This window comes from Natronoarchaeum philippinense, from assembly GCF_900215575.1.
Classification (GTDB): Archaea; Halobacteriota; Halobacteria; order Halobacteriales; family Natronoarchaeaceae; genus Natronoarchaeum; species Natronoarchaeum philippinense.
Genome location: NZ_OBEJ01000002.1, coordinates 385621 through 406611, shown reverse-complemented (window position 1 = coordinate 406611; position 20991 = coordinate 385621). Strand labels below are relative to the sequence as shown.

Below are 20991 nucleotides of genomic sequence, written 5' to 3'. Positions count from 1 at the left end.
CCATGGATGTAGACGAATTCAAAGCCGAACACGTTCCGACAGAGACAGACGAAACGTTCCAGCTCGAAAATAGCTACACGCTCGACGTTGCCGTCGAGGACACCGTGATGGCGAAAGCCGGGTCGATGGTCGCATACTCCGGCGATCTCTCGTTTACCGGCCAAGCCTCCGCCGAAGGCGGCATCACGGGCTTTCTGAAGGAAGCAGCCTCCGGCGAGGGGACACCCGTGATGAAGGTCGAAGGACAGGGACACGTCTACCTCGCGGACAGCAAGAAGAAGGTGCAGGTGCTCGAACTCGACGCCGGCGAGTCGATCACGGTCAACGGAGAGGACATCCTCGCGTTCGAGTCAGATCTGTCCTACGAGATCAGCACGATCGACAGCCTCGCGGGCGCCTTCGCCGGCGGGTTGACGAACGTCTTCCTCGAAGGACCGGGCTACGTCGCACTGACCACCCACGGCGACCCGCTGGTGCTCTCCCCGCCGGTGTCGACCGACCCGAGCGCGACCGTCGCCTGGAGCGGCACCTCACCGGACGTGGAGGTCAACCGGAGCCTCTCGGACATGGTCGGACAGGAATCCGGCGAGCGCTATCAGATGTCCTTCGCGGGTGGCGACGGCTTCGTCGTCGTCCAGCCCTACGAGGAACACGTCTGAGCCTGCGGGACCACCAACTCCCGACAGCGCCCAACTAGATATAACGCCCGCGGCGTCGTTGCTCGACACGTGAGCGGCAGCGACGCGCCCCCGATCGAGATCGACGGCCTAACCAAGTACTACGGGGACGTACGCGGCGTCGAGGATCTCACATTTTCCGTGGCGTCCGGCGAGATATTCGGCTTTCTCGGGCCCAACGGCGCGGGCAAGTCGACGGCGATCCGCGTGCTGCTGGGCTTGCTCAAGCCAACCGACGGCGCGGCGACCCTGCTGGGTCGGGACGTGACCGACCGCGCCGCGTTGCGCGAGGCCAAGCGCGAGCTGGGCTATCTTCCCAGCGACGTTCGCTTCTACGACCGGGTGACGGGCGCCGAGGTGCTCGACTACTTCGGCCGACTGCGCGGGGAGGGACGCCGTTCGGAACTGCTCGAACGATTTCCGGTCCCGCTCGACAGGCCGGTCCGGGCGTACTCCAGCGGGAATCGACAGAAGCTCGCCATCGTTGCGACGTTCATGCACGATCCCGAACTGGCGATCATGGACGAGCCCACTGCGGGGCTGGACCCGCTGGTGCAAAACGAGTTCTACGAACTGCTCGACGAGCGCAAGCGGCAGGGCCAGACGAGCTTTTTCTCCTCGCACGTTCTCAGCGAGGTCCGTCGCGTCTGCGACCGCGTCGGCATCATCCGGCGCGGGCGGCTGATCGAACTCGATACCGTCGAAAACATCCTCGCGGCGGGCGGGACGGTCGTCACCGCCAGACTGGCCGAAGACCCGCCGCCGGAGGACCTCGAATTTCCAGGAACGTCGAGCGTCGAGCGCCGCGACGGCGAGTACAGCCTCGTCCTCGCGCGGGAGTTCGACGCCCTGATCGACCGGCTCCACGAGTACACCGTCCTCGATCTGGAGGTCCGCGACGCGTCGATCGACGACGTGTTCATGCACTTCTACGGCGACGACGCCGAACCGGAAGAAGAGTCTGACACGTAGCGGGCGGAAGCCAATCCTCGGGAGTAGGCGAGCGTCGAAGCAGTTGGATCGGTTGCAAGCGCGGCGCCACCACGAGAGACAGCCGCGACCGGCAGCCGTCACGGCGTCCTCGATACGATTATGACGCTGCGCGGACCACTACCCTCGATGAGCGACAACGAGGGAAGCGACGATATCGACGGGGAGATGATGGGAGTCGGAATTGCGCTCGGTGCCGGCCTAGGTGCTGCGCTCGGAGTCGCAATGGACGATATCGCACTGGGGCTTGCGATCGGCATGGGTTCCGGCATAGCGATCGGAGCGGCGCTGGCCAGTCGGTGAGGGGACTGTCGATGTGTGGTTAGCGCCGCCGGAGCCACCAGATCGCGGCGATCACGACCACGGCTGCGGCGACGGCGAATGGGACGGTCGTATCGACATCGGCGCCCTCGTCCTCGACGACCGAGACGGGGACCGACACTGGCTCGGCGCTCGATCGGTCGCCGTCACCGGCCTCGTAGGTAATCGTGAGCGTCGCGCCGGTCGTCGTCTCGATCGCGTCCGACGACGATTCCAGCCCGAACCGGACCGTCTCCGAGTCGCCCGGAGCGAGATCCCCGACGTACGCCGTCGGCGACTCGCTCGACAGCGGCGTCCCGACCGTCAGCCCGGCGACGACATCGGTCGCGTTCGTCTCGCCCTCGTTCGTGATCTGGACCCGGTAGACGGCCGTCTCGTCGACGGGGACCGACCCGTCCACGGGCGTCACCTCGAACGCGAGGGCGTCGGTGACCGGCAGGCCGATCGCGGCGGGGCCGCTGTTCACGACGGGGTCGTCTTCGTCGTTCCCATCATCGTCGTCATCGCCGTCCTCGTCGACCGTGTACTGCACCGACGCGAACAGCGGGTAGGTGCCCGGCTCGACCGCGTCCGCGAGGACATCGACCTCGAAACTCTCGGTCTCGTCGGGATCGAGTTCCTCGATGTACACCGACTGCGTTCGCTGGGGGTCGGCGAACGATCCGAACCCTACCGCGCCGCCGGTCGCCGCCAGCGTGACGACGACATCAGTCAGCTCGTCGTCATCGTCCTCGTTGGTCACCTCGAACTCGACCGTCGTCGATGTCGACGCCCGGACGGACTCGTCGCTCGCGACCGCGACGGTGATGTTCTCGTCGAGGCCGGCGAGCGTCGGCGGGCCGGTCACGGCGCCGTTCGCCCCGGGTGTCGGCGCGGTTCCCTCGGGCGGTTGTCCGGGCGGGACGCCGACCTCACCCGCTCCCGCGCCGCCAGCACCGCCGGGCACTGTGCCATTCGGCTGTGGGGTCCCGCCCGGAACATCCGCACCGGAGGGTGGCGTTCCGGCTTCGTTCTCGGGTGTCGTCTCCGCGGTGCCGGCGTCCGCTGGCGGCTCCTCGGCCTGTTCGTCGTCCGCGGTGTCGTTTTCGTCGGCTGCATGCTCGTCCGACTCCTCGTCTGCGGTGTCGTTCCCGGCGTCTGTGGTGTCGTTCTCGTCGTCGGACTGCAGCGCTGGGACGCCGATGGAGGCACCGACGACCGCAGCGAGCAGCACCGCGGCTACGAGGAGACGGACGACGAGCGTTCGGCGGCGTCGTCGGGCGGGATCGGCCGCCTGTGGCGTCATGCTCCCTCGGCGTCGGACGGGGTCGGTGTACGATCCGGTGCCGGCGCCACCGGTGCGATCGGCCGCCCGCTACCGCGGTCGCTCCGGCTCATACGTACCCATCCCACAGCAGCACACAAATACGCGAAACCAAGCTGTTTGGGCCGTCACTCGGGTTTAACAGCCCACTCGTCGTCATACGCCCGTAGGGAGTCGCATGTTCGAGATCACGACGTTCGAGGCCGGGCGCCGACTCCGGGGATCGCTGCTGTTGACGGTGGCGCTGCTGGCCCTGATCGTGCTCACCGTCGCGTTGTTCCCCTCGATCGCGGAATCGGGGACCGATCTCGACGCCTATCTGGAGTCGCTCCCGCCGGAAGCGACCCGCGCGTTCGTCGGCAGCGTCACCACGCTGACGACGATCGAGGGGTATCTGGTCTCACAGCTCTACCAGTTCGGCTGGGTGTTGCTGCTCGCGGTCTACTACGCCTACGCGGCGGCGTCGACCGTCGCCGGCGAGATCGAGCGCGGGACGATCGGGATGACGCTCTCGATGCCGGTGTCGCGGACCCGGTTCGTCGTCGGCAAGTTCCTCTCGCTGCTTCCCGGCATCGTCCTCGTCAACGCGATCACCTTCCTCGGCGTCTACGTCGGCGTCGTCCTCATCGACGAGTCGATCGACGCGCTCGATCTCTTTGCGGTCCACGCGTACTCGATCGCCTATCTGCTCGCGTGTGCCGGCGTCGGCCTGCTGGCCTCGGTCGCGTTCGACTCGATCCGGCGCGCCCAGACTGCCGGCGCCGGCGCGGTGTTCGGGCTGTTCTTGCTCGATACGTTCACGTTCGATACCGACTACGACTGGCTCGGCGACCTCGCCCTCTCGCGGTACTTCGATCCCGGCGAGATCCTCGCCGACGGCGAGATCGCGTGGGGTGATCTGTCGCTCCTGCTGGCTGCCGCCGTCGTGCTCGTCGTTCTCAGCAGCGAGCTCTTCGAGCGACGGGACGTTTCGGAGTGATCGAAGTGTGGCCAGTCGGGCCTCACGCGTCCGGACCGCCGTCCGCGAGCGTCCGATCTGGCAGCGACGTTCGGGCCGCCCGTTGTCGACGGAAGCGTCGGAAGAGCGACGCCGGAACGAGCCCGATTGCGAGATTCCGGAGTCGCGCGGCGAACGGCGATTGGACCGTTCCGAGGCGGCCGAGTCTGTGTGCTTCGGCGCGAATCCCGTCCGCTCGCTGCCGCCGTTCGGCCTCGTACGACGCGAACGCGGCGGCCGGTTCGGGGTGTCTGTCGATGGCGTCCGCGAGCGCGAGCGCGTCCTCGATCGACTGGGCCGCCCCCTGCCCGGCGAACGGCAACATCCCGTGGGCCGCGTCGCCCGCGAGGACGACCGATCCGCGCGACCACCGATCGAGCGCCGGCACGTCTTCGAGACCGGTTGCGAAGATGTCGTCGGGGTCGAGCGCATCGAGGACCACGGGGATCGGCTCCGGAAACGCGGCGAAGCGCTCGCGGAGCGCGGCGGCAACTTCTTGCGAGCCGTTCAGCCCCGCAGCCGTCGAGTCGGACACCGTGGCAAACCAGTAGAATCGGTCGTCGTCGAGCGGGGCGCCGCCGGTGTAGCTCCCGTCGCCCCACACTTCGAGCCCGTGATCACGGTGGCGATCGGGGAGTTCGACCGAGACGACCGACCGGTAGCAGACGCCGTCTACGGACTGCAGATCGACATCCGAGACGACCGCGTCGCGCACCGCCGAGTGGATGCCGTCCGCTCCGACGAGGACATCCGGACTGATTCGCGTTCCGTCGGAAAACTTGGCTGTCGGGCTGTCGGTGCCGATCACCCGCTCGCACTCCATCCCGGTCTGGACAGTCGCATCGAGTTCGTCGAGGAGGATCTGCTGGAGGTCGGCGCGGTGGATCGCCACGAAGCCGTAGCCGAACTCCGTTCGCTCGATGCGATCGAGATCGAACCGCTTGAGCACGCGGCCGTCCGGCGAGCGGATCGCGCTGTTGCCCAGCGGCGTCCCTGCAGCCCGAACCCGGTCCGCGAGACCGAGACGCTCCAGTACGAGCAACGCGTTCGTCTGCAACAACAGCCCCGCGCCGATGGGTCGGTACTCGGTTGCGGCCTCGTAGACCGACGGCTCCCAGCCGCGCTGTTCGAGCGCAATCGCCGTAGTCAGTCCGCAGATGCCGCCGCCGACGATAGCGATGTCGGTCGTCGTGTCGCACGCCTCCGATCGGTCGCGTGTCATACCCGTTCGTTGGCGCTCGATTCCCAACCCCCGACTGCCCCGCATCCACGCCCGTTTATACGTGTACGGTGCCCAGCGAATCGTATGCGATACCTCACCGCGCTCGTCGAGCCCGCCGCAGGTGCGTTTCACCCGCTCGGACGAGAACTCTCGGCGGAGCCGTCGATCCAGCGGGAGGCGATCCACCACGTCGAACTGCTCGACGACGGGACGGTGCTTTTGTTCGCGGAGGGGAGCGGCGACCGCGGCCGGTACGAGGCGATCATGCGCGACTCACCGCACGTCGTCGAATACATGGTCTCCGGCGAGGAGCGCTGGACGGCCGTGAGCCAGTTCGAGCCGACGGCACTCGCCCGGCGGACGCTCGAACTGCAGCGCGACGCCGAACTCGTCGTCGAGACGCCGATCCGATTCGACGCCGACGGCGCGGTTCGTGTGACGTACCTCGGTGACGACGCCGCCTTCCGCGAACTGTACGAGACGGTGAACGAGGCGGCAGACATCGACTTCGAGGTGCTCGAAACAGGCGAGTACGACCCCGACGAGGCATCGCTGGCGAGGCTCCTGACGACCCGCCAACAGGAGGTGCTGGAAACCGCGGTCGAAGTGGGCTACTACCGGACACCTCGGGAGGCGACGCTCGAAGACATCGCCGAGCGGGTTGACGTTGCCCCAACGACCGCAGGTGAGCACCTCCGGAAGATCGAAGAGCGGGTGTTCGGCGCCCTCGTCTCCTGACGCGCGACGATCCCGCTGCTGCGGCGTCGCCGGCGCTTGCGGGCACTCCTCGACGGCGGTATCCACTTGGCTTCTATCCCGAGTAGCGGTATCACGACAGTAGTCACCAATTACCAAGCTTTAACAATCACCGCTCCGAGCAATCCGCCCATGACGACGATCCGCGAGACGATCAGGGGCATGGCCGAGCGGGCGAACCCGGCCTTTGCGACCGGCGCAATCCTGCTCCCGGTCGCCGCGTTCGCGTACGTCCTACAGTTCGGCACGCTGATCCAGCACACGTTCGTCCACGTGATGGCCGGCGTGCTCTGGACCGGCATCGACCTGTTCATGGCGCTCGTGCTCGGGCCGGTGCTGGGCGGGCTGGCCGTCGAGGAGCGCGCGAGCGTGTTCGAGCGGTTTACCCCGAAAATGACGTTTCTGATGCCGTCGCTCGCGCTGGTGACGATCGGCGGTGGCGTGACGCTTGCGGTCCGGATCGCCTTCTACGAGAACCTCCAGCCGTGGATCGCCATCCTCACCGCGGCGTCGCTGCTGCCCGCGCTCGCGCTGATCGGCTGGCAGTTCGGCGCGTTCGGCGACCGACGCTGGCAGGCCGCCTTCGGCGTCGCACTGGTCGGCAGCGGCGCCTACCTCGCGGCGACGCTCCCCGACTTCGCGATGACCGAACCGGCAATCGTCGTCGCCATCGCCATCGTGATCGTACTCAGCGTGGTCGGCTTCGGCGTCTTGCTGCCCGGCGAAGTGCGGATGTACCGCCAGATGGTCTCGGACGAGCCCGATGCGACGGTGATCAGCGCGATCGGCATGCGAAACGCGCGGCTCAGCGGCGTGCAGGGCGTCTTCCAGCTTGCGATCATCGCCGTGATGGTCTATCTGCGCTACGGCGGGTTCTGACCGCCGCTGTGGGCACTGGCGTCACGCGCCGGCTCGACGCTCCGCCCGTCAGCAACCCGACGCGTTCGTGGCTTTAAGGCAAGGTTCGTGGTACATCACCCATGAGCACGATCGCGGAGATCCGCGTGCCCCCCGACGAGTTCGTCCTCCGCGAGACGCTGTCGGCGGTGCCAGACGCCGAGTTCGAGGTGATGCGGGTCGCCGCGCACGGCACCAGCGACGTGATCCCGTTTCTCACGGCGATGGCGCCGGACAAAGACGATCTCGAACGCGCACTGGCTGCCGACGACTCCGTGAAGAACATCTCCCTGCTAGCTGACAACGACGACGAGTGGCTCTACCGGATGGAGTGGGTCGAGGACATCCGAGTTATCCTGCACGTCCTGACCGAGGCCGACGGGACGATTCTGTCGGCCTACGGCAACGGCGAGGGGTGGCATCTCCGAATCCTCTTTACCGACCGACAGTCACTGTCGGCCACCTTCGAGTTCTGTGACGAGCAGAACCTCTCGCTCGACATCGAGCGCATCTACGAACTCGAAGACGCCGCCCGGCGAGGCCAGTACGGATTGACGGCCGAACAGCTCGATACGCTGGAGACGGCCTACGAGCGCGGCTTCTACGACATCCCCCGGGGAGAGACGATGAACGCGCTGGCCGGCGAGTTGGGCATCTCCCATCAGGCCCTTTCCGAGCGCCTGCGCCGGGGACACCGGAACCTCATCGAGCACACGCTGTTTGTCGGGGAGACGGACGGGCCGACCGATCCCTGAGCGGCGCGACGCCGCTGCGTCGACGCTGACTCGCAGATAGCGCCCCGTCCGATCAGTCGTCGTCTGCGGCCACCAATTCGCCGTCCAGCCCCCATTCTTCGGCCCGGCGCTCGGCTTCCTCGCGGGCCTGTTCGCGGATCGCCTCGATCTTCTCGTCGTCGTCGAGAAACGTCGTCACGGCGTCCGCGCAACCTGCCTCGTCCGCGGACGGCAGGGCGCCCGGTTCGAGGACGAGCTCGGCGTCGGCCGCTCGAGCACGTTCGCGCGTCCGATCGGCCAGCCGGGGATCGCCGGCGACGCGCTCGGCGGGCATCCCCGGCGGGACGGCCAGATCGGGCGTGTCGTTGATCTCGGCCATCTCGTCCGGTGGGGTCCGGAACACGTCGACGTTGTAGGGGCCGGGCACCGAGAGGTCCGCGAGCGCTTCGACGCCACCGCGGTCCGTGCCGGTGTGGTAGGCCAGCACGGGGACGCCCGACTCGAAGGTGAGCACGCCCCGTCCGTCGGCATCGAGCAAGAGCGAATCCTGCGGTTCGAACACCGCGTAGCCCGTCAGTTCCAGATCGAGCACCGACGCCAGCGCGGTGCCCGGCGTCGAGACGACCCTAGAGCGGACCAGTTGGCCCTGCGGGAGCCTCATGGCTGTTCCGGGACGACGGCGCTGCGAAAGCGGTCGGCGACGGCGCCGGACTCGCCGTCCCGGACCGTCAGCGACTCGGCGGCCGCGCGAAACGCTTGGGCGGCCGGCGACTCGGGGGCGTGAGCGAGCAGCGGCTCCCCCGCGCTCCGGGCGGCGTCGGCCGATCGGCACTCGGGGACCTGACCGAGGACCGGCCCGTCGAAGTACTCGCGAGTGCGATCCGCGATGGCGTCGATCCGGGAGTCGTCGCGGACGCGATTGAACAGCACGCCCGCCGAGTCGGTGCCGTACGACCGAGCGTACTCTTGGACTTTCAGGCCGTCGCTGAGCGCCGGGATCGTCGGATGGAGCACCGTGATCGTCCGGTCGGCGAGCACGACGGGCAACACGGCGCTTTTCGAGCCCAGCGCGGCCGGCGAATCGAGCAACAACACGTCGGTGTCTGCCGCGAGCGTGGCGACGACCTCGCGCAGTCTGGCGGGGTCTGCCGCCTCGAACCCCGCGAGGCTCGTCCCGCAGGGGACGACTCGGAGCCCGTGGCGTTCGTACACCGCCGCCTCGACCGGCCGGTCGGCGTCCTCGACGAGCAACTCGTGAAGCGTCGTGTCCACGTCGGCCAGCCCGGCGTGAAAGAGGAGATTCGCCATCCCCGTGTCCGCGTCGACGACCGTCACGTCGTGCTCGTCGGCGAGCGCCATGCCGAGCGCGAGCGTGGCGGTGGTCTTGCCGGTCCCGCCTTTCCCGCTTGCGACCGCGAAGGCCTCGACCATTACGTCAGTTCTGTCCTATATAGCGGATAAATTTTTGGATTCTATGCAGAAACGAATGGGGTGGACGGGAGCCCGACGACCGCGGTATTCAAGTCGACTTGCACTAATCCGTCGGTAGTGGCAGTAACGTTCGATCTGTTCGGCACGCTGGTGCGCGTCGATCCGCCGTCGTCACCGGCGAGCGCGGTGGGCCGAGAACTCGCCGAGCGCGGCGTGAGCGTGCCCGAAAACTGGTCACAGGCCTACGCCGAACCGCACGTCGACGCGCCAGACGGCGCCGAAGTCCCGCTGCCGGACCACGTCGGCGCTGCGCTGGAGAGTTGCGGCGTCGGCGTCCCCGAGCATACCGTCGACGCCGCCGTCGCCGCGGCGTTCGACGCGCCCGTCGAGACGCGCCCGAACGCGGTCGAGGCCGTCGCGGCGGCAGCCGACGCGGGCCGCGTCGGCGTGCTCTCGAACTGCAGCGTTCCGGGACTGGTCGAGCGCGCGCTCAACCGCTCGGACCTCGACCGACGCCTGTTCGACGCCGTCGTCGCCAGCGTCGATTGCGGCTGGCGAAAGCCCGATCGGCGGGCGTTCGAGGCCGTCGCTGACGCTCTCGGCGTCGGCGTCGACGCGCTCGTCCACGTCGGCGACGACCCCCGAACCGACGGCGGGATCGAAGCCTGTGGTGGGACGGCGATCCTGCTCGACGACGCGTCGCTGTCGGCGGTGCCGGAGCGGTTGGACGCCGACGCGGAAGCGACGAAGCCGGATGGTGCGGGGGGATCGCCGTGTCGCTGATCGCGGCAGGCGCGATCGCTCTCGCAGCCGCGTTGGACTGGCTCGTCCGCGAGCCCCCGGCGCGAATCCATCCGGTCGCGCTGTTCGGCCGGCTGGTCGCGCCGCTGGATCGGGACTGGACGCTCCCGCGGTCGGTGAGCTTCTGGATCGCGCTGCTGTGCCCGATCGCGGCCGGCCTCGCGGTCGGCGGCGTCGTCGCGCTCGGTTCGTTCGTCCACCCCATCGCGGGCGGCGTGCTGGCGGGGCTCGCGCTGTTTTCGACGACGAGCCTGCGACTCCTGCTGGACGAGGCCGCCGGCGTCGTCGCCGCGAGCGCGACCGACATCGAGGCCGCGCGCGACCGGCTCCCCGCGCTGGCCGGTCGGGACGCCGCCGATCTCTCGGCCGAGCAGTTGCGTAGCGCGGCCGTCGAGAGCGCCGCCGAGAATCTCGCCGACGGGCTGGTCGCGCCCCTGCTCGCGTTCGCCCTGCTCGCCCCGGAGTCGCTCGCGCTCGCCGCGGGCGCGGCGGCGTGGGTCAAAGCCGTCAACACGCTGGACTCGATGCTCGGCTACCCATCGAAACCCCACGGCTGGCTGTCCGCGCGGCTCGACGACGCCGTGATGTGGCTGCCCGCTCGGCTGAGCGCGCTGGCCCTGACCGCGGTCGCGCGCTCGCCCGACCCGATGCTGTCGGCTCGTCGGTGGTCCAGCGCGCCGCCGTCGCCGAACTCGGGGTGGCCGATGGGGACCGTCGCCAGCGCCCTCCAGATCAAGCTCGAAAAGCCCGGTAGCTACACGCTCAACGGCGTCGCGTCGCTGCCGACAGTCGAGGACGCCGAGCGCGCGATCTCGCTGGTCGGCTCCGCTGGGCTGCTGGCGTACGCCGCCGCCGTCCTCTGGGAGGTGCTGGTGTGGGCCTGAAAGCGCTTGCCGGCGCGGTCGGCTTCCTGACGCGACTGCCGGCCGGCCGCGACGCCGACGCGTGGGACGCCTTCGCCGCGACGCCGGCGGCGTTTCTCCCGGTCGGCTACCTCCTCGGCGGCGTCGCCGCGCTCGCGCTGGCGATTCCCGCGCCTGATCCGGCGCGGGCGTTTTGCTACGTCGCCGCAGTCTACGCGCTGACCGGGATCAACCACGTCGACGGGCTCGCTGATCTGGGCGACGCCGCCGTCGTCCACGGTGATACCGAGCGCCGGCGCGAAGTCATGAAGGACACGACCGTCGGCGTCGGCGCGGTGCTCGCGGTCGCGCTGGTCGTCGCGGGCCTCGCGCTGGCAGCACTCGCGCTCGCCGGCATCACCCTGCTCGCCGCAGTCGGCATCGTCGTCGCCGCCGAAGTCGGCGCGAAGTTCGGGATGGCCGCGCTGGCGTGTCTCGGCGCCCCCGCCCACGAGGGGCTGGGGTCGCAGTTCACGGCCGACAACGGCGCCCGCTCGCTCGTCCCGTCGGCGCTACTCGCGCTGCCCGCCCTCGCACTGACGTGGCCGAGTCTCGCCGCGACGGGCGCCGTCGCCGGGGCACTCCTCGCGGCGGGGGCCGTCGGTCGCTGGTCGGACCGCGCGCTCGGCGGCGCCGGCGGCGACGCCTTCGGCGCCACGAACGAGCTCGGCCGGCTGGCGGGGCTGTACGGCGGGCTGATCGCGTGGGAACTCTTTCCGGAGGTGATCGCGTGGACGCCGTCCTGATGTGTGGCGGCGAGGGGCGGCGGCTTGCGGCCTCGCTCGACCACGAGCGCTCCGACGATCGGATCGAGAAGCCGCTGTTCGAGGTCGGCGGCCGACCGATGGTCGATCGAGTGCTGACCGCGCTCGACGCCAGCGCGGTCGATGCCGTCCACGCCGCGGTGTCGCCCGCGACGCCGGCGACGCGCGAGCACCTCGACGGCCGGACGAACCTGATCGAGACGCCGGGCGAGGGGTACGTCGAGGATCTGGCGGGCGCGCTCGACCAGGTCGGCGCGCCCGTTCTCACGGTCGCGGCCGACCTCCCGCTGCTCGGCGCGGACCTCGTCGACGCCGCGCTGGAAGCTCACGACACCGGTCCGGTGACGGTCTGTGTCCCTGCGGCGCTCAAACGCCGTCTCGGCGTCGGCGTCGACACGGCGTTCGATCCGGGCGAGGTAGACGCCGATGTCGTGGGCGTTGCACGCCCCGCCCCCAGTGAGCTCGCGCCGACCGGTCTCAATATCGCATCTGACGACGACCCGACTCAGACCATGTCCCTGAGCTACGACGCACGATTGGCAGTGAACGTGAACCGGAACAAGGACGCCGAGATCGCGGAGGCGCTGCTGTGAGACTCGTTCTCGCGGCGGGGGCGACCCGCACGGCCGAGATCGAGGGGATCAGCGCGGCCGGCGCGACCCGGGAGCTGATGGCCCACACGCCCGCGATCGACGCCGAGATCGTCGCGTACGGGCGGCCGATCACCGGCGAGCACGTCCCCGTGAGCCCGACCGGTTGTCCGACGCCGGCGGTCCTGACGAGAGCAGTCCGCGAAGCGGTCGGCTTCGACCTCACGGTCGTTGACGCCGGGCTCGACGCCGAGACGGGCGCGCCGACGGTCGGCGTCGACGCCCGACCGGGGCGGGACGTTCGGGATCCTATCGCGGTGCCGGACGCCGACGAGATTCTCGCTACGGCTCGCGAGTTCGGCCGCGCACTGCCCGACGACGAGCTACTGATCGGCGAGACGATTCCCGGCGGCACGACGACGGCCCTCGGCGTCCTGCGGGCGCTCGGCGAGGACGTGGGCGTCTCCTCGTCGCTGGCCGAGAACCCCACCGACCTCAAGCGCCGCGTCGTCGCGGACGCGCTGGCCGAGAGCGGCGTCGAGGCGGGGGATCTCGCGGGCGATCCTATCGAAGCGGTTCGGCGCGTCGGCGATCCCGTGCTTGCGACCGTCGCGGGGCTGGCGATCGGCGCCGCGGCCGCCGGTACGTCGGTCACGCTGGCGGGCGGAACACAGCTGCTCGCCGCCGCCGCGCTGGTGCGTCACTCCGGCATCACGCTGCCGCTCTCGCTGGCGACGACGGCGTTCGTCGACGAGGACCCGAACGTCGACCTCGACGCCGCGGCGGGGGCGTTCGACCTCGATTTGACCGTCACCGACCCCGAGTTCGAGCGCTCGAACCACGTCGCAATGGACCGGTACGTCGCCGGCGAAGCCAAGGAAGGCGTCGGCGCGGGCGGCGCGCTTGCGCTCGCAGCCGAGGCCGAGACGCCGATGCGCGCCGTACGCGGCCGGATCGAAGCCGTCTACGACCGGCTGGATGTCGGCGCCGACGCGTCGGCGTCCGGCGGGAGCGGACCGGAAGACTCCGGAGGTGCCGACGGTGGAGCCTGACGCCCTCGACCGAGTCGGTCGGGTACCTCACGGCGGCGAGTCCGATACGGACGTGCTCGATTTTAGCGCGAACGTCAACACCCGGACGCCCGACGGCGTCGGGGGGGTCTACGGCGCTGCATTGGAGCGCTCTCGCCGGTATCCCGACGACGGCTATCCGGAGTTTCGCGCTGCCGCGGCCGAATACGTCGGTTGTGTACCCGATCAGATCGTCCCGACGCCCGGCGGGCTGGCGGCGATCAGATTTGCGATCGAGTGCGCGCTGACGCCCGGCGACGACGCGCTCGTTCCGGCGCCGAGCTTCGGCGAGTACGCCCGCGAGGTGCGCCTGCAGGGCGCCGCTCCCGAGTTCGTCGCCCACGATCGGCTGCTCGACGCCGACCCCGAAGCGTACGATCTCGTGATCGTCTGCAACCCGAACAACCCGACCGGCGACGCGTACGATCCCGACGCGCTCTCGGCGTTCGCCGACGACTGCGCGGCCACCGGAACGACGCTGCTGGTCGACGAGGCGTTTCTCGGCTTCACCGATCGGCCGTCGCTGGCCGGCCACGAGGGCGCGGTCGTCGCCCGATCGCTGACCAAGCTGTTCGGTCTCCCCGGCCTACGCGCCGGCTTCGCGGTGGCGACTGGCGATCGGTTCGACAATCTGGCGACGGCGCGCCGAGCGTGGAACCTCGGGACGCCCGCGGCCGCCGTCGGAGCCCATTGCCTGCGTGATGAGTCGTTCGTCGCCGAGACGCGCGGCCGTATCGCCAGCGAGCGGGATCGGCTGCGCGCCGCGCTGGACGACCGGTTCGGCGTCCACCCATCCGACGCGCCGTTCTTGCTGCTCGACTGTGGCGACCGGTCGGTCGACGCCGTGCTCGACCGCGCCCGCGAGAACGGCATCGCGCTCCGGGACGCCAGAACGTTCCGCGGGCTGGACTCTCATATCCGGGTTGCCGTCAAGGACCGAGCGGCCAACGACCGGCTGCTGGAGGTGCTCGCGGATGGCTGATCGCGGGGACGCCGCGATGCCGGAGATCGACGTGCGCGGCGGCGTCTGCCGGCTGCACGCGCCGGGATCGACGTGGCTCTCGACCGGATGGGCGGGGGGCCGGCGCGACGCCGACGCCGCGTACAACGTCTCGGTGCCGGAGGGGTGGGCACGGACCGACCTCGACGCCTACGTCGACGAACGGCTTCGTGCCGCTGGCTTCGACGCCGACGAACGGAGTTCGTCGAGCCCCGATTCGGCTTCGACTCATCGGGACGCCGACGAGCGAGACTCGTCGAGCCCTGACTCGCAGACTCGTCAGGACGCCGCTGGACGGGAGTCCAGCGAGCCCTCAGTCGCCGATGAGCAGAGCTCATCGAGCCTTGACTCGGCTTCGCCTCGTCAAGACGCTGGCGCTCCCGAGGACACCGACGGGCCGGCGCTGTTGACCGGCGTCGACATGCAGCACGCCCGCGCGGCGCGGCTCGACGCCGACATCGAGGACAGCGACGGAGCGACCATGACGGCGGTCGCCACCGCTGGCGTCTCGAACCCCGCCGGGCTGTTTCCGGCCGAGGCAGACGCCGCAGCGGCGTCGCCCCGCCCGCCCGACGGCGCCGACGAGTATACGCCTGGAACGGTCAATCTCGTGCTCTACGCCGGCCGGACGCTGACAGAGGGCGCGCTGGCGAACCTCGTCGCCGTCGTCGCCGAGGCCAAGACCGCCACGCTGGTGCGCGAAACCGGATTCCCCGGTACGACGACCGACGCGGTGATCGTCGGCTGTCCGGCGGTTCGGAGTCCGACTGGCGGCGAGCACGACGGCATCGCGCTGTTCTCGGGGAGCGGGACGCCGGTCGGCGCCGCGGCGCGGGCCTGCGTCCGCGACGCCGTGACGGCGAGCCTGCGCTCACGGTACGACGACGGCGAGCTTCCGGCGAGCGTCGCCGACGCCGACCACGGCGTCGTAACGACGCGCTCGGCGACGGTGTTCGAACCGCGACGAACGACCGAAACTCAGAGCCATGACTGACAGCGAACCTACCGACGACGGAGGAGCCGACAGCACCGAACCGGACCGCAGCGTCGGCGGCGCGACGCCGACTGCCGAACCGATCGAACCGAGCGAGCCCGAGGAGTTCGGCCTCGTGCAGGTCTGGTGGGGCTCGGGCAAGGGCAAGACGACCGCCGCGATGGGGATGGGCCTGCGCGCGGCCGGTCACGGCTACCGCGTCCACATGCTCCAGTTCATGAAGGGCGGCGCCGAGACCGTCGAGGACGTCCGCGGCGAGTACAACGCTATCGAGCACGTCCCCGGGTTCACCTACGAGAACGCTGGCCACTACGGCTGGCACGGCTTCGGCGTCGCGCGCGACGACGCCGAACACGAGACGGAAGCCGAGGCCGGACTAGAACGCGCCCGCGAACTGGTCGCTGGCGAGAGGGGAGACGACCCGGTACACATGCTGATTCTCGACGAGATCCTGTACGCAGTCCAACAGGAACTGCTCGACGCCGACGACGTGATCGCGCTGATCGAGGCGAAAGCCGACGACCTCGAACTCGTGCTGACTGGTGGCCACGAAGAGCCGACCGAGTTGCTCGACCGCGCCGACCTCGTCACCGAGGTGCGCAAGCAATCCCACCCGATCGACGCCGGACAGGGCGCCCGGAAAGGAACCGAGTTCTGACTGCGATTCGGAATCTTTCGTTGTACGACAACACTGGTGAAACCGACCGATGGTTCCGGAAGTTTTAGGACGACTCAGACGCATCCAACTGTGTGGTCGGCAGTCTCGGCTGCGACCGCCCACGGCACGCTCCGTGGTTCGCCAGTTTCCCCCGACCGGCGAGTGTCCCCCGCTCGACCGGTTTTTCGACACTGACTTCGACAGTAGAAACACCAAGCAGCCGCGACGCTGGTGGTTGTGAGTGCGTCGGAACGGCGAAAACGGACCGCAATCAGTTGGCGATGCGAGCGAACGCCAGCGTGCCGGAGATGTTCTTGATGTAGATCTGGACCACGTCGCCCTCGTTGGCGCCGGGGACGAAGATCGTGTACTTGCCCTTCTCGGCGACGCCGTCGCCCTTGCGGCCGGTGCCGGTGATCTTGACCTCGTAGGTCTTGCCCTCCTCGACGGCCTCGGCGCTCTGTTGCTGGGTCGCCTGACTGCGCTTCTGGACGGGACGGAACGCACCGCAGGCGTCACAGCGCAGCATCGGCGTCCGATTCTCGCGGACGATGCGGGTGTCGGGAAGACCACACTCCGTACAGAGCACGTACTCGTCGACGTACTTCGAGATGGCGGCGTCGAACTCGCCGTTGGTGAAGTCGCCGTTGTAGCGGCCGCGGCCCTCCTCGAAGGTGCCGCTGGTACCCAGCTCGCGCTGGATGAAGCGGTGGACGTGCTCGGGATCGCGGGAGAGGAGATCGGCGATCTCCGAGAGGTTGGTAAATCGAGTGAAGGCACCGTCTTTCTGTGCGGCGGCATCCGGGATCGAGAGGCGCTCGTCGCTGCCCTCTATCTCCGGCATGTCGTCGATCGCTCGCTGGAGATTCGATTCGTAGTCCATGGGACGACACACGCGACGCGCACCTAAAGCGCGTTCGGAACGGTCAGTGCCACGTCACACGGTGACACAGTATCGCCGCCACAAACGCATATCTCAAAGTTTTACTGTGCGCTTAGTAAAGAGGGAGGTATGGGTGTCAACTACGAGGATCTGCACGATCCGAACGCGGAGTACACGATGCGAGAACTCTCCTCGGAGACGATGGGCGTCACCAACGAGCGCGGCGGCGGCCGCGACGTCGAGATCACCGACGTCCAGACGACGATGGTCGACGGGAACTTCCCGTGGACGCTGGTCCGTATCTACACCGACGCGGGCGTCGTCGGCACCGGCGAGGCCTACTGGGGCGCCGGCGTCCCCGAGCTGATCGAGCGCATGAAGCCCTTTGTCATCGGCGAGAACCCGCTCGACATCGACCGCCTCTACGAGCACCTCGTCCAGAAGATGTCCGGCGAGGGCTCCGTCGAGGGCGTCACGATCACCGCCATCGCCGGCATCGAGGTCGCGCTGCACGATCTGGCCGGCAAGATTCTGGAGGTGCCCGCCTACCAGCTGCTGGGCGGCAAGTACCGCGACGAGATGCGCGTCTACTGTGACTGTCACACCGAGGCAGAGGCCGACCCCGAAGCCTGCGCCGAGGAAGCGCGCCGCGTCGTCGACGAACTGGGCTACGACGCCCTGAAGTTCGACCTCGACGTTCCCTCCGGGCTGGAGAAAGACCGCGCGAACCGCCACCTCCGCCCCGGCGAGATCCGCCACAAGGCAGAGATCGTCGAGAAGGTCACCGAGGAAGTCAAAGACGAGGCCGACGTGGCCTTCGACTGTCACTGGACGTTCTCGGGCGGCTCGGCAAAGCGTCTCGCCGACGCCATCGAGGACTACGACGTGTGGTGGCTCGAGGACCCCGTCCCGCCGGAGAACCTCGACGTGCAGGAGGAAGTCACCAAGTCCACGACGACGCCGATCACCGTCGGCGAGAACCGCTACCGCGTCACCGAGGAGCGACGCCTGATCGAGAACCAGGCCGTCGACATGATCGCGCCCGACATGCCCAAGGTCGGCGGCATGCGCGAGACCCGCAAGATCGCGGACGTTGCCAACCAGTACTACATCCCTGTCGCGATGCACAACGTCTCCTCGCCGATCGCAACGATGGCAAGCGCCCACGTCGGCGCCTCGATCCCGAACTCGCTCGCCGTCGAGTACCACTCCTACGAACTCGGCTGGTGGGAGGACCTCGTCGAGGAGGACGTCATCGAGAACGGCTACATCGAGATCCCCGAGAAGCCCGGTCTCGGCCTGACGCTCGACATGGACGCCGTCGAGGAGCACATGGTCGAGGGCGAGACCCTCTTCGACGAAGCGTAAGCCGAAGACCGACCGAGTTTTTCACTCGCTCGTCCAACGCGGCGTGATCGCTCGCGTCCGAAATTTTTTGTCGAACAGCGAACATCGAGAGGTATGTCCCTGCTGTACGACCTCCTGACGAGCGTCTTCGTGGACCCGCTGTTCGAGTACTTCGTGCACGACCTGACGCTCGGGCGGATCGTCACGCGATTGATCGCGTCCGTCGCGCTGCTGGGCGGGATCTATCTCGCGCTGCTCCAGCCCGCCCCGCTGTCGTACGTCGGCTGGGCGCTGGCGGTGCCGGCGGGGCTGTTCACCGCCTACGACGCGCTCACGGTCAACCGCCACACCCGAAGTTAGCGCTCACCGCCGACGTAGGTCACTTCGAAACGCCGGGTGAGCCGGTAGAGGAGATACAGTCCGGCGACGACGCCGAACGCTTTCAGCAAGATATCGAGCAGTTGCTTCACCGGATCCGGGCCGTCCGAGGTGGCCTCGTGGACGCGGTAGTACGACCCGTCGTCGAGGCGAACCGGCGTCTGGGGAACGTCGACCTCACTGTGGACGGTCACCTGACCATCGCGTGCGACCTCGACGGCGGTGTCCGAGAGACTGGGATACTCGGCTGCGGCGTCGATCGAAATCCGTTCGAGCACGTCGGGCGCCGAAACCGGGTCGAGCGCGAGTTCGATTCTGTGGAGCCCGCCGTGTGCGGTAGCGGACTCGTTGACGACGTACTCGGTCTCGTAGACGGAGCCGTTGAGTTGGACGTAGTGGTACTGCTCGCTCCACATAGGGGTACTGTTCCCGGGTGTGTACCGCTCCGTCGGGACGGTTTCGTTTCCGACGAGCAGCCGCTCGAATGCGCACACGCGGGGTTGTCGGTACGTGACGGGAGCACAGGCGATCGCGTCGCTGATTTCACCGATCCGAACGCGCTTTCGGTCCTCGGCAAACGAGATACCGTACTGGTCGTCGATAACGATCTCTGCACGCTCGTACGTGTGCGTCTCGTCGCCGAGGTCGTCCGTCGGCGCCCACAGCGGCGTGGCGAGCAGGCCGAGCGCGAGGAGGGCAAGGAGGGCGTCCCGACGCAGCGGCGTCAGGAAGCGTCGCGGAGACATACCGAAGCTGTTCGATAGCCAATACGTAAATGTTTCTGAGCATTTTGGCGAAAACTGCGATCGGAACGAGCCGATCACACCGAGCACTGGCCGACCGCGAAACGCCCCCGTCGACGGCGCTGCTCAGGGCGCGAAGGTGCCGGTCAACTGCGTCTGTGCGAGCACCGACCCCGCCATCGCCGCGCCGAGTTCGTCTTTCGTGGCGCCCCGCGTCAGGCCCAGCGTCTCGTCGAGCGCGTAGCACTTGAACCGGTAGGTGTGCTCGCGGTCCGGCGGCGCCGGGCCGCCGTAGCCGACCTCGCCGAAGTCGTTGGTCCCTTCGGTGGCGTCCGCCGCGTTCCAGTTCTCCGGAATTTGCTCGCGGCTCGGATCGAGATTCCAGACGAGCCAGTGGACCCACACCTTCCCCGCGGGCGCTCTGGCGTCCGGGTCGTCGACCACGAGCGCGAGCGACGCCGCGCCGTCCGGGACGCCGCCGATCGACAGCGGCGGGTTGACATCCCGGCCGTCGCGGCCGTACTGATCGGGGATGCGCTCGCCGTTGCCGAAGGCAGAACTGGTCAGCGACAGGTCGCCGCGCTGTTCGGCGTCGCCGTGTGCTGGCGTCTCCGAGTCTGACATGATGTCACCGTCCGTGCCGCCGGTGTCGCCGTCCGCCGCGTCGCCGCCGGCGCCGTCGAGACAGCCGGCGACGCCGATGGCTGCACCGGCAAGCAGCGTCCGGCGACCGATCGGGCGTGGCACGTCAGTTCGAAGTTCGAGCGCGGGCGCCGAAAATCCCGCCCCCAGTCTCGGCGCCGGGGACGCCGACGCGGCCCGCCCTCAGCACAGCGACTTCGGCTCGACGCCGAGTTCGCCCAGCGCGTCGACGTAGTCGTCGTACGCGACCTGAATCACGTACTCGGCGGCCATCTCGGCGCGCTCCCACTCTTCGGCGTCGTCGCACAGTCCGTCGAGCAGGTCGAGGCCGGCGTCGAGCGTCCCCCGCGTGTCGGTCTTGAGTTCTCGAAAGAGGTCGGCGCGGACCTCGTCGGCCTCGTTGACGAAGAAGCTGATCACCTGCGTGTGGGTGCGGACGCTGACGAGCGAGCGCCCGACCATCCCGGCGGCGACGCGCTCGATCGTCCCCTCGCGCCCCCGGAGATAGGCGTGCATCGGGCCGCCGTCGGCCGGGTCGTACTCGCCGTCGAGTTCGTCGACGACCAGATCGAGGTGGCGCCGCTCCTGATCGGCGGCGTCCTCGAACGCCCCGCGGGCGGCGTCGTGAGGTTCGTCGTCTGCCCACCCCGAGAACGTCGTCAGCGCCGAGCGCTCGCTGTCGGCGGCGGCTTCGAGCACCGACGGCTCGTCGAGGTCACCGTCGGTCAGCGCGATCAGGAGCTTCGAGGAGCCGAGCCGATCGAGTTGGGTCGCCTTTTCGGTCTCGACCGACTCGCGGAGGTCGTCGGAATCCATGCCCCAACTCAGGGTCGCCGGGGAGTTGAAGCTTGGTGCGCACCCGGCGGGGGAGTCTTGGCGGCCGAGCACGTA

Annotated in this window: 25 protein-coding genes; 17 read left to right on the top strand and 8 right to left on the bottom strand. The window is 68.8% G+C overall.

What is annotated here, in order from left to right; all coding sequences use genetic code 11:
• Positions 1-2: 2 nt before the first annotated feature.
• The 3 genes from CRO01_RS08860 (at position 3) to CRO01_RS16625 (ending at position 1970) form a co-directional block, all read left to right on the top strand.
• The gene (locus CRO01_RS08860; protein WP_097008767.1) at positions 3-659 is read left to right on the top strand and encodes an AIM24 family protein; all 657 of its coding nucleotides are present in this window, start codon (positions 3-5) and stop codon (positions 657-659) included.
• A 69-nt stretch (positions 660-728) separates the two neighbouring features.
• Positions 729-1649 carry an ABC transporter ATP-binding protein gene (locus tag CRO01_RS08855; protein ID WP_097008766.1) on the top strand — a complete coding sequence of 307 codons (921 nt, stop codon included), beginning with the start codon at positions 729-731 and terminating at the stop codon, positions 1647-1649.
• Positions 1650-1796: 147 nt separating this feature from the next.
• On the top strand, positions 1797-1970 hold the full coding sequence (locus tag CRO01_RS16625; protein ID WP_179747441.1) for a hypothetical protein: 174 nt from the start codon (positions 1797-1799) through the stop codon (positions 1968-1970).
• Positions 1971-1989: 19 nt separating this feature from the next.
• Here the strand turns inward: CRO01_RS16625 and CRO01_RS08850 are convergent, their stop codons facing one another.
• A complete protein-coding gene (locus CRO01_RS08850) occupies positions 1990-3273 on the bottom strand; it encodes a COG1361 S-layer family protein (protein ID WP_097008765.1) in 1284 nt (427 codons plus the stop codon).
• A gap of 196 nt (positions 3274-3469) precedes the next feature.
• Between CRO01_RS08850 and CRO01_RS08845 the strand changes: the two genes are divergently transcribed.
• The gene (locus CRO01_RS08845) at positions 3470-4270 is read left to right on the top strand and encodes an ABC transporter permease (protein WP_097008764.1); all 801 of its coding nucleotides are present in this window, start codon (positions 3470-3472) and stop codon (positions 4268-4270) included.
• A 22-nt stretch (positions 4271-4292) separates the two neighbouring features.
• Here the strand turns inward: CRO01_RS08845 and CRO01_RS08840 are convergent, their stop codons facing one another.
• Positions 4293-5510: an FAD-dependent monooxygenase gene (locus tag CRO01_RS08840; protein WP_097008763.1), complete on the bottom strand. Its 1218-nt coding sequence runs from the start codon at positions 5508-5510 to the stop codon at positions 4293-4295.
• An 84-nt stretch (positions 5511-5594) separates the two neighbouring features.
• Here CRO01_RS08840 and CRO01_RS08835 point away from each other — a divergent pair, with 84 nt between their 5' ends.
• From CRO01_RS08835 to CRO01_RS08825, 3 genes are all read left to right on the top strand, one after another.
• Entirely contained in the window at positions 5595-6248 is a 654-nt protein-coding gene (locus CRO01_RS08835) for a helix-turn-helix domain-containing protein (protein ID WP_097008762.1), read from the top strand.
• Positions 6249-6428: 180 nt separating this feature from the next.
• Positions 6429-7145, top strand: coding sequence for a hypothetical protein (locus tag CRO01_RS08830; protein ID WP_097009169.1), 717 nt, complete (start codon positions 6429-6431; stop codon positions 7143-7145).
• A 101-nt stretch (positions 7146-7246) separates the two neighbouring features.
• Positions 7247-7918, top strand: a complete 672-nt coding sequence (locus tag CRO01_RS08825) for a helix-turn-helix domain-containing protein (RefSeq protein WP_097008761.1) — start codon at positions 7247-7249, stop codon at positions 7916-7918.
• Between the two features lie 52 nt (positions 7919-7970).
• On the opposite strand, the gene CRO01_RS08820 is transcribed toward CRO01_RS08825, so the two are convergent.
• Entirely contained in the window at positions 7971-8558 is a 588-nt protein-coding gene (locus CRO01_RS08820; protein ID WP_097008760.1) for a hypothetical protein, read from the bottom strand.
• Positions 8555-9328 (bottom strand): nucleotide-binding protein, encoded by a 774-nt coding sequence (locus CRO01_RS08815; protein WP_097008759.1) that lies wholly within the window; start codon positions 9326-9328, stop codon positions 8555-8557. Before CRO01_RS08815 ends, CRO01_RS08820 begins: the two co-directional genes overlap by 4 nt.
• 117 nt (positions 9329-9445) lie before the next feature.
• On the opposite strand from CRO01_RS08815, the gene CRO01_RS08810 reads away from it, so the two are divergent.
• The 8 genes from CRO01_RS08810 to CRO01_RS08775 are packed head-to-tail and all read left to right on the top strand — an operon-like array spanning position 9446 to position 16107.
• Positions 9446-10111: an HAD family hydrolase gene (locus CRO01_RS08810; protein ID WP_097008758.1), complete on the top strand. Its 666-nt coding sequence runs from the start codon at positions 9446-9448 to the stop codon at positions 10109-10111.
• Complete coding sequence (gene cbiB / locus CRO01_RS08805) at positions 10102-11013, top strand: adenosylcobinamide-phosphate synthase CbiB (protein ID WP_097008757.1); 912 nt, start codon at positions 10102-10104, stop codon at positions 11011-11013. The genes CRO01_RS08810 and cbiB overlap by 10 nt, the downstream gene beginning before the upstream one ends.
• Positions 11004-11777: an adenosylcobinamide-GDP ribazoletransferase gene (cobS, locus tag CRO01_RS08800; protein ID WP_097008756.1), complete on the top strand. Its 774-nt coding sequence runs from the start codon at positions 11004-11006 to the stop codon at positions 11775-11777. The genes cbiB and cobS overlap by 10 nt, the downstream gene beginning before the upstream one ends.
• Positions 11777-12388, top strand: coding sequence for an NTP transferase domain-containing protein (locus CRO01_RS08795; RefSeq protein WP_097009168.1), 612 nt, complete (start codon positions 11777-11779; stop codon positions 12386-12388). The genes cobS and CRO01_RS08795 overlap by 1 nt, the downstream gene beginning before the upstream one ends.
• Entirely contained in the window at positions 12385-13437 is a 1053-nt protein-coding gene (gene cobT, locus CRO01_RS08790) for a nicotinate mononucleotide-dependent phosphoribosyltransferase CobT (protein WP_097008755.1), read from the top strand. Before CRO01_RS08795 ends, cobT begins: the two co-directional genes overlap by 4 nt.
• Entirely contained in the window at positions 13427-14437 is a 1011-nt protein-coding gene (gene cobD / locus CRO01_RS08785; RefSeq protein WP_179747440.1) for a threonine-phosphate decarboxylase CobD, read from the top strand. Before cobT ends, cobD begins: the two co-directional genes overlap by 11 nt.
• Positions 14430-15449: an adenosylcobinamide amidohydrolase gene (locus CRO01_RS17060; RefSeq protein ID WP_310731934.1), complete on the top strand. Its 1020-nt coding sequence runs from the start codon at positions 14430-14432 to the stop codon at positions 15447-15449. Before cobD ends, CRO01_RS17060 begins: the two co-directional genes overlap by 8 nt.
• Positions 15442-16107, top strand: a complete 666-nt coding sequence (locus tag CRO01_RS08775; protein ID WP_097008753.1) for a cob(I)yrinic acid a,c-diamide adenosyltransferase — start codon at positions 15442-15444, stop codon at positions 16105-16107. The genes CRO01_RS17060 and CRO01_RS08775 overlap by 8 nt, the downstream gene beginning before the upstream one ends.
• A gap of 271 nt (positions 16108-16378) precedes the next feature.
• Here the strand turns inward: CRO01_RS08775 and CRO01_RS08770 are convergent, their stop codons facing one another.
• Positions 16379-16990 (bottom strand): translation initiation factor IF-2 subunit beta, encoded by a 612-nt coding sequence (locus CRO01_RS08770; RefSeq protein ID WP_097008752.1) that lies wholly within the window; start codon positions 16988-16990, stop codon positions 16379-16381.
• 129 nt (positions 16991-17119) lie between these two features.
• Between CRO01_RS08770 and CRO01_RS08765 the strand changes: the two genes are divergently transcribed.
• Positions 17120-18358: a mandelate racemase/muconate lactonizing enzyme family protein gene (locus CRO01_RS08765; RefSeq protein ID WP_097008751.1), complete on the top strand. Its 1239-nt coding sequence runs from the start codon at positions 17120-17122 to the stop codon at positions 18356-18358.
• A 93-nt stretch (positions 18359-18451) separates the two neighbouring features.
• Positions 18452-18697, top strand: a complete 246-nt coding sequence (locus CRO01_RS08760; RefSeq protein WP_097008750.1) for a hypothetical protein — start codon at positions 18452-18454, stop codon at positions 18695-18697.
• On the opposite strand, the gene CRO01_RS08755 is transcribed toward CRO01_RS08760, so the two are convergent.
• From CRO01_RS08755 to CRO01_RS08745, 3 genes are all read right to left on the bottom strand, one after another.
• A complete protein-coding gene (locus tag CRO01_RS08755; RefSeq protein ID WP_097008749.1) occupies positions 18694-19461 on the bottom strand; it encodes a hypothetical protein in 768 nt (255 codons plus the stop codon). The genes CRO01_RS08760 and CRO01_RS08755 overlap by 4 nt on opposite strands.
• A gap of 123 nt (positions 19462-19584) precedes the next feature.
• On the bottom strand, positions 19585-20082 hold the full coding sequence (locus CRO01_RS08750; RefSeq protein WP_097009166.1) for a YbhB/YbcL family Raf kinase inhibitor-like protein: 498 nt from the start codon (positions 20080-20082) through the stop codon (positions 19585-19587).
• Between the two features lie 201 nt (positions 20083-20283).
• On the bottom strand, positions 20284-20916 hold the full coding sequence (locus CRO01_RS08745) for a rubrerythrin family protein (RefSeq protein WP_097008748.1): 633 nt from the start codon (positions 20914-20916) through the stop codon (positions 20284-20286).
• Positions 20917-20991 lie beyond the last annotated feature (75 nt).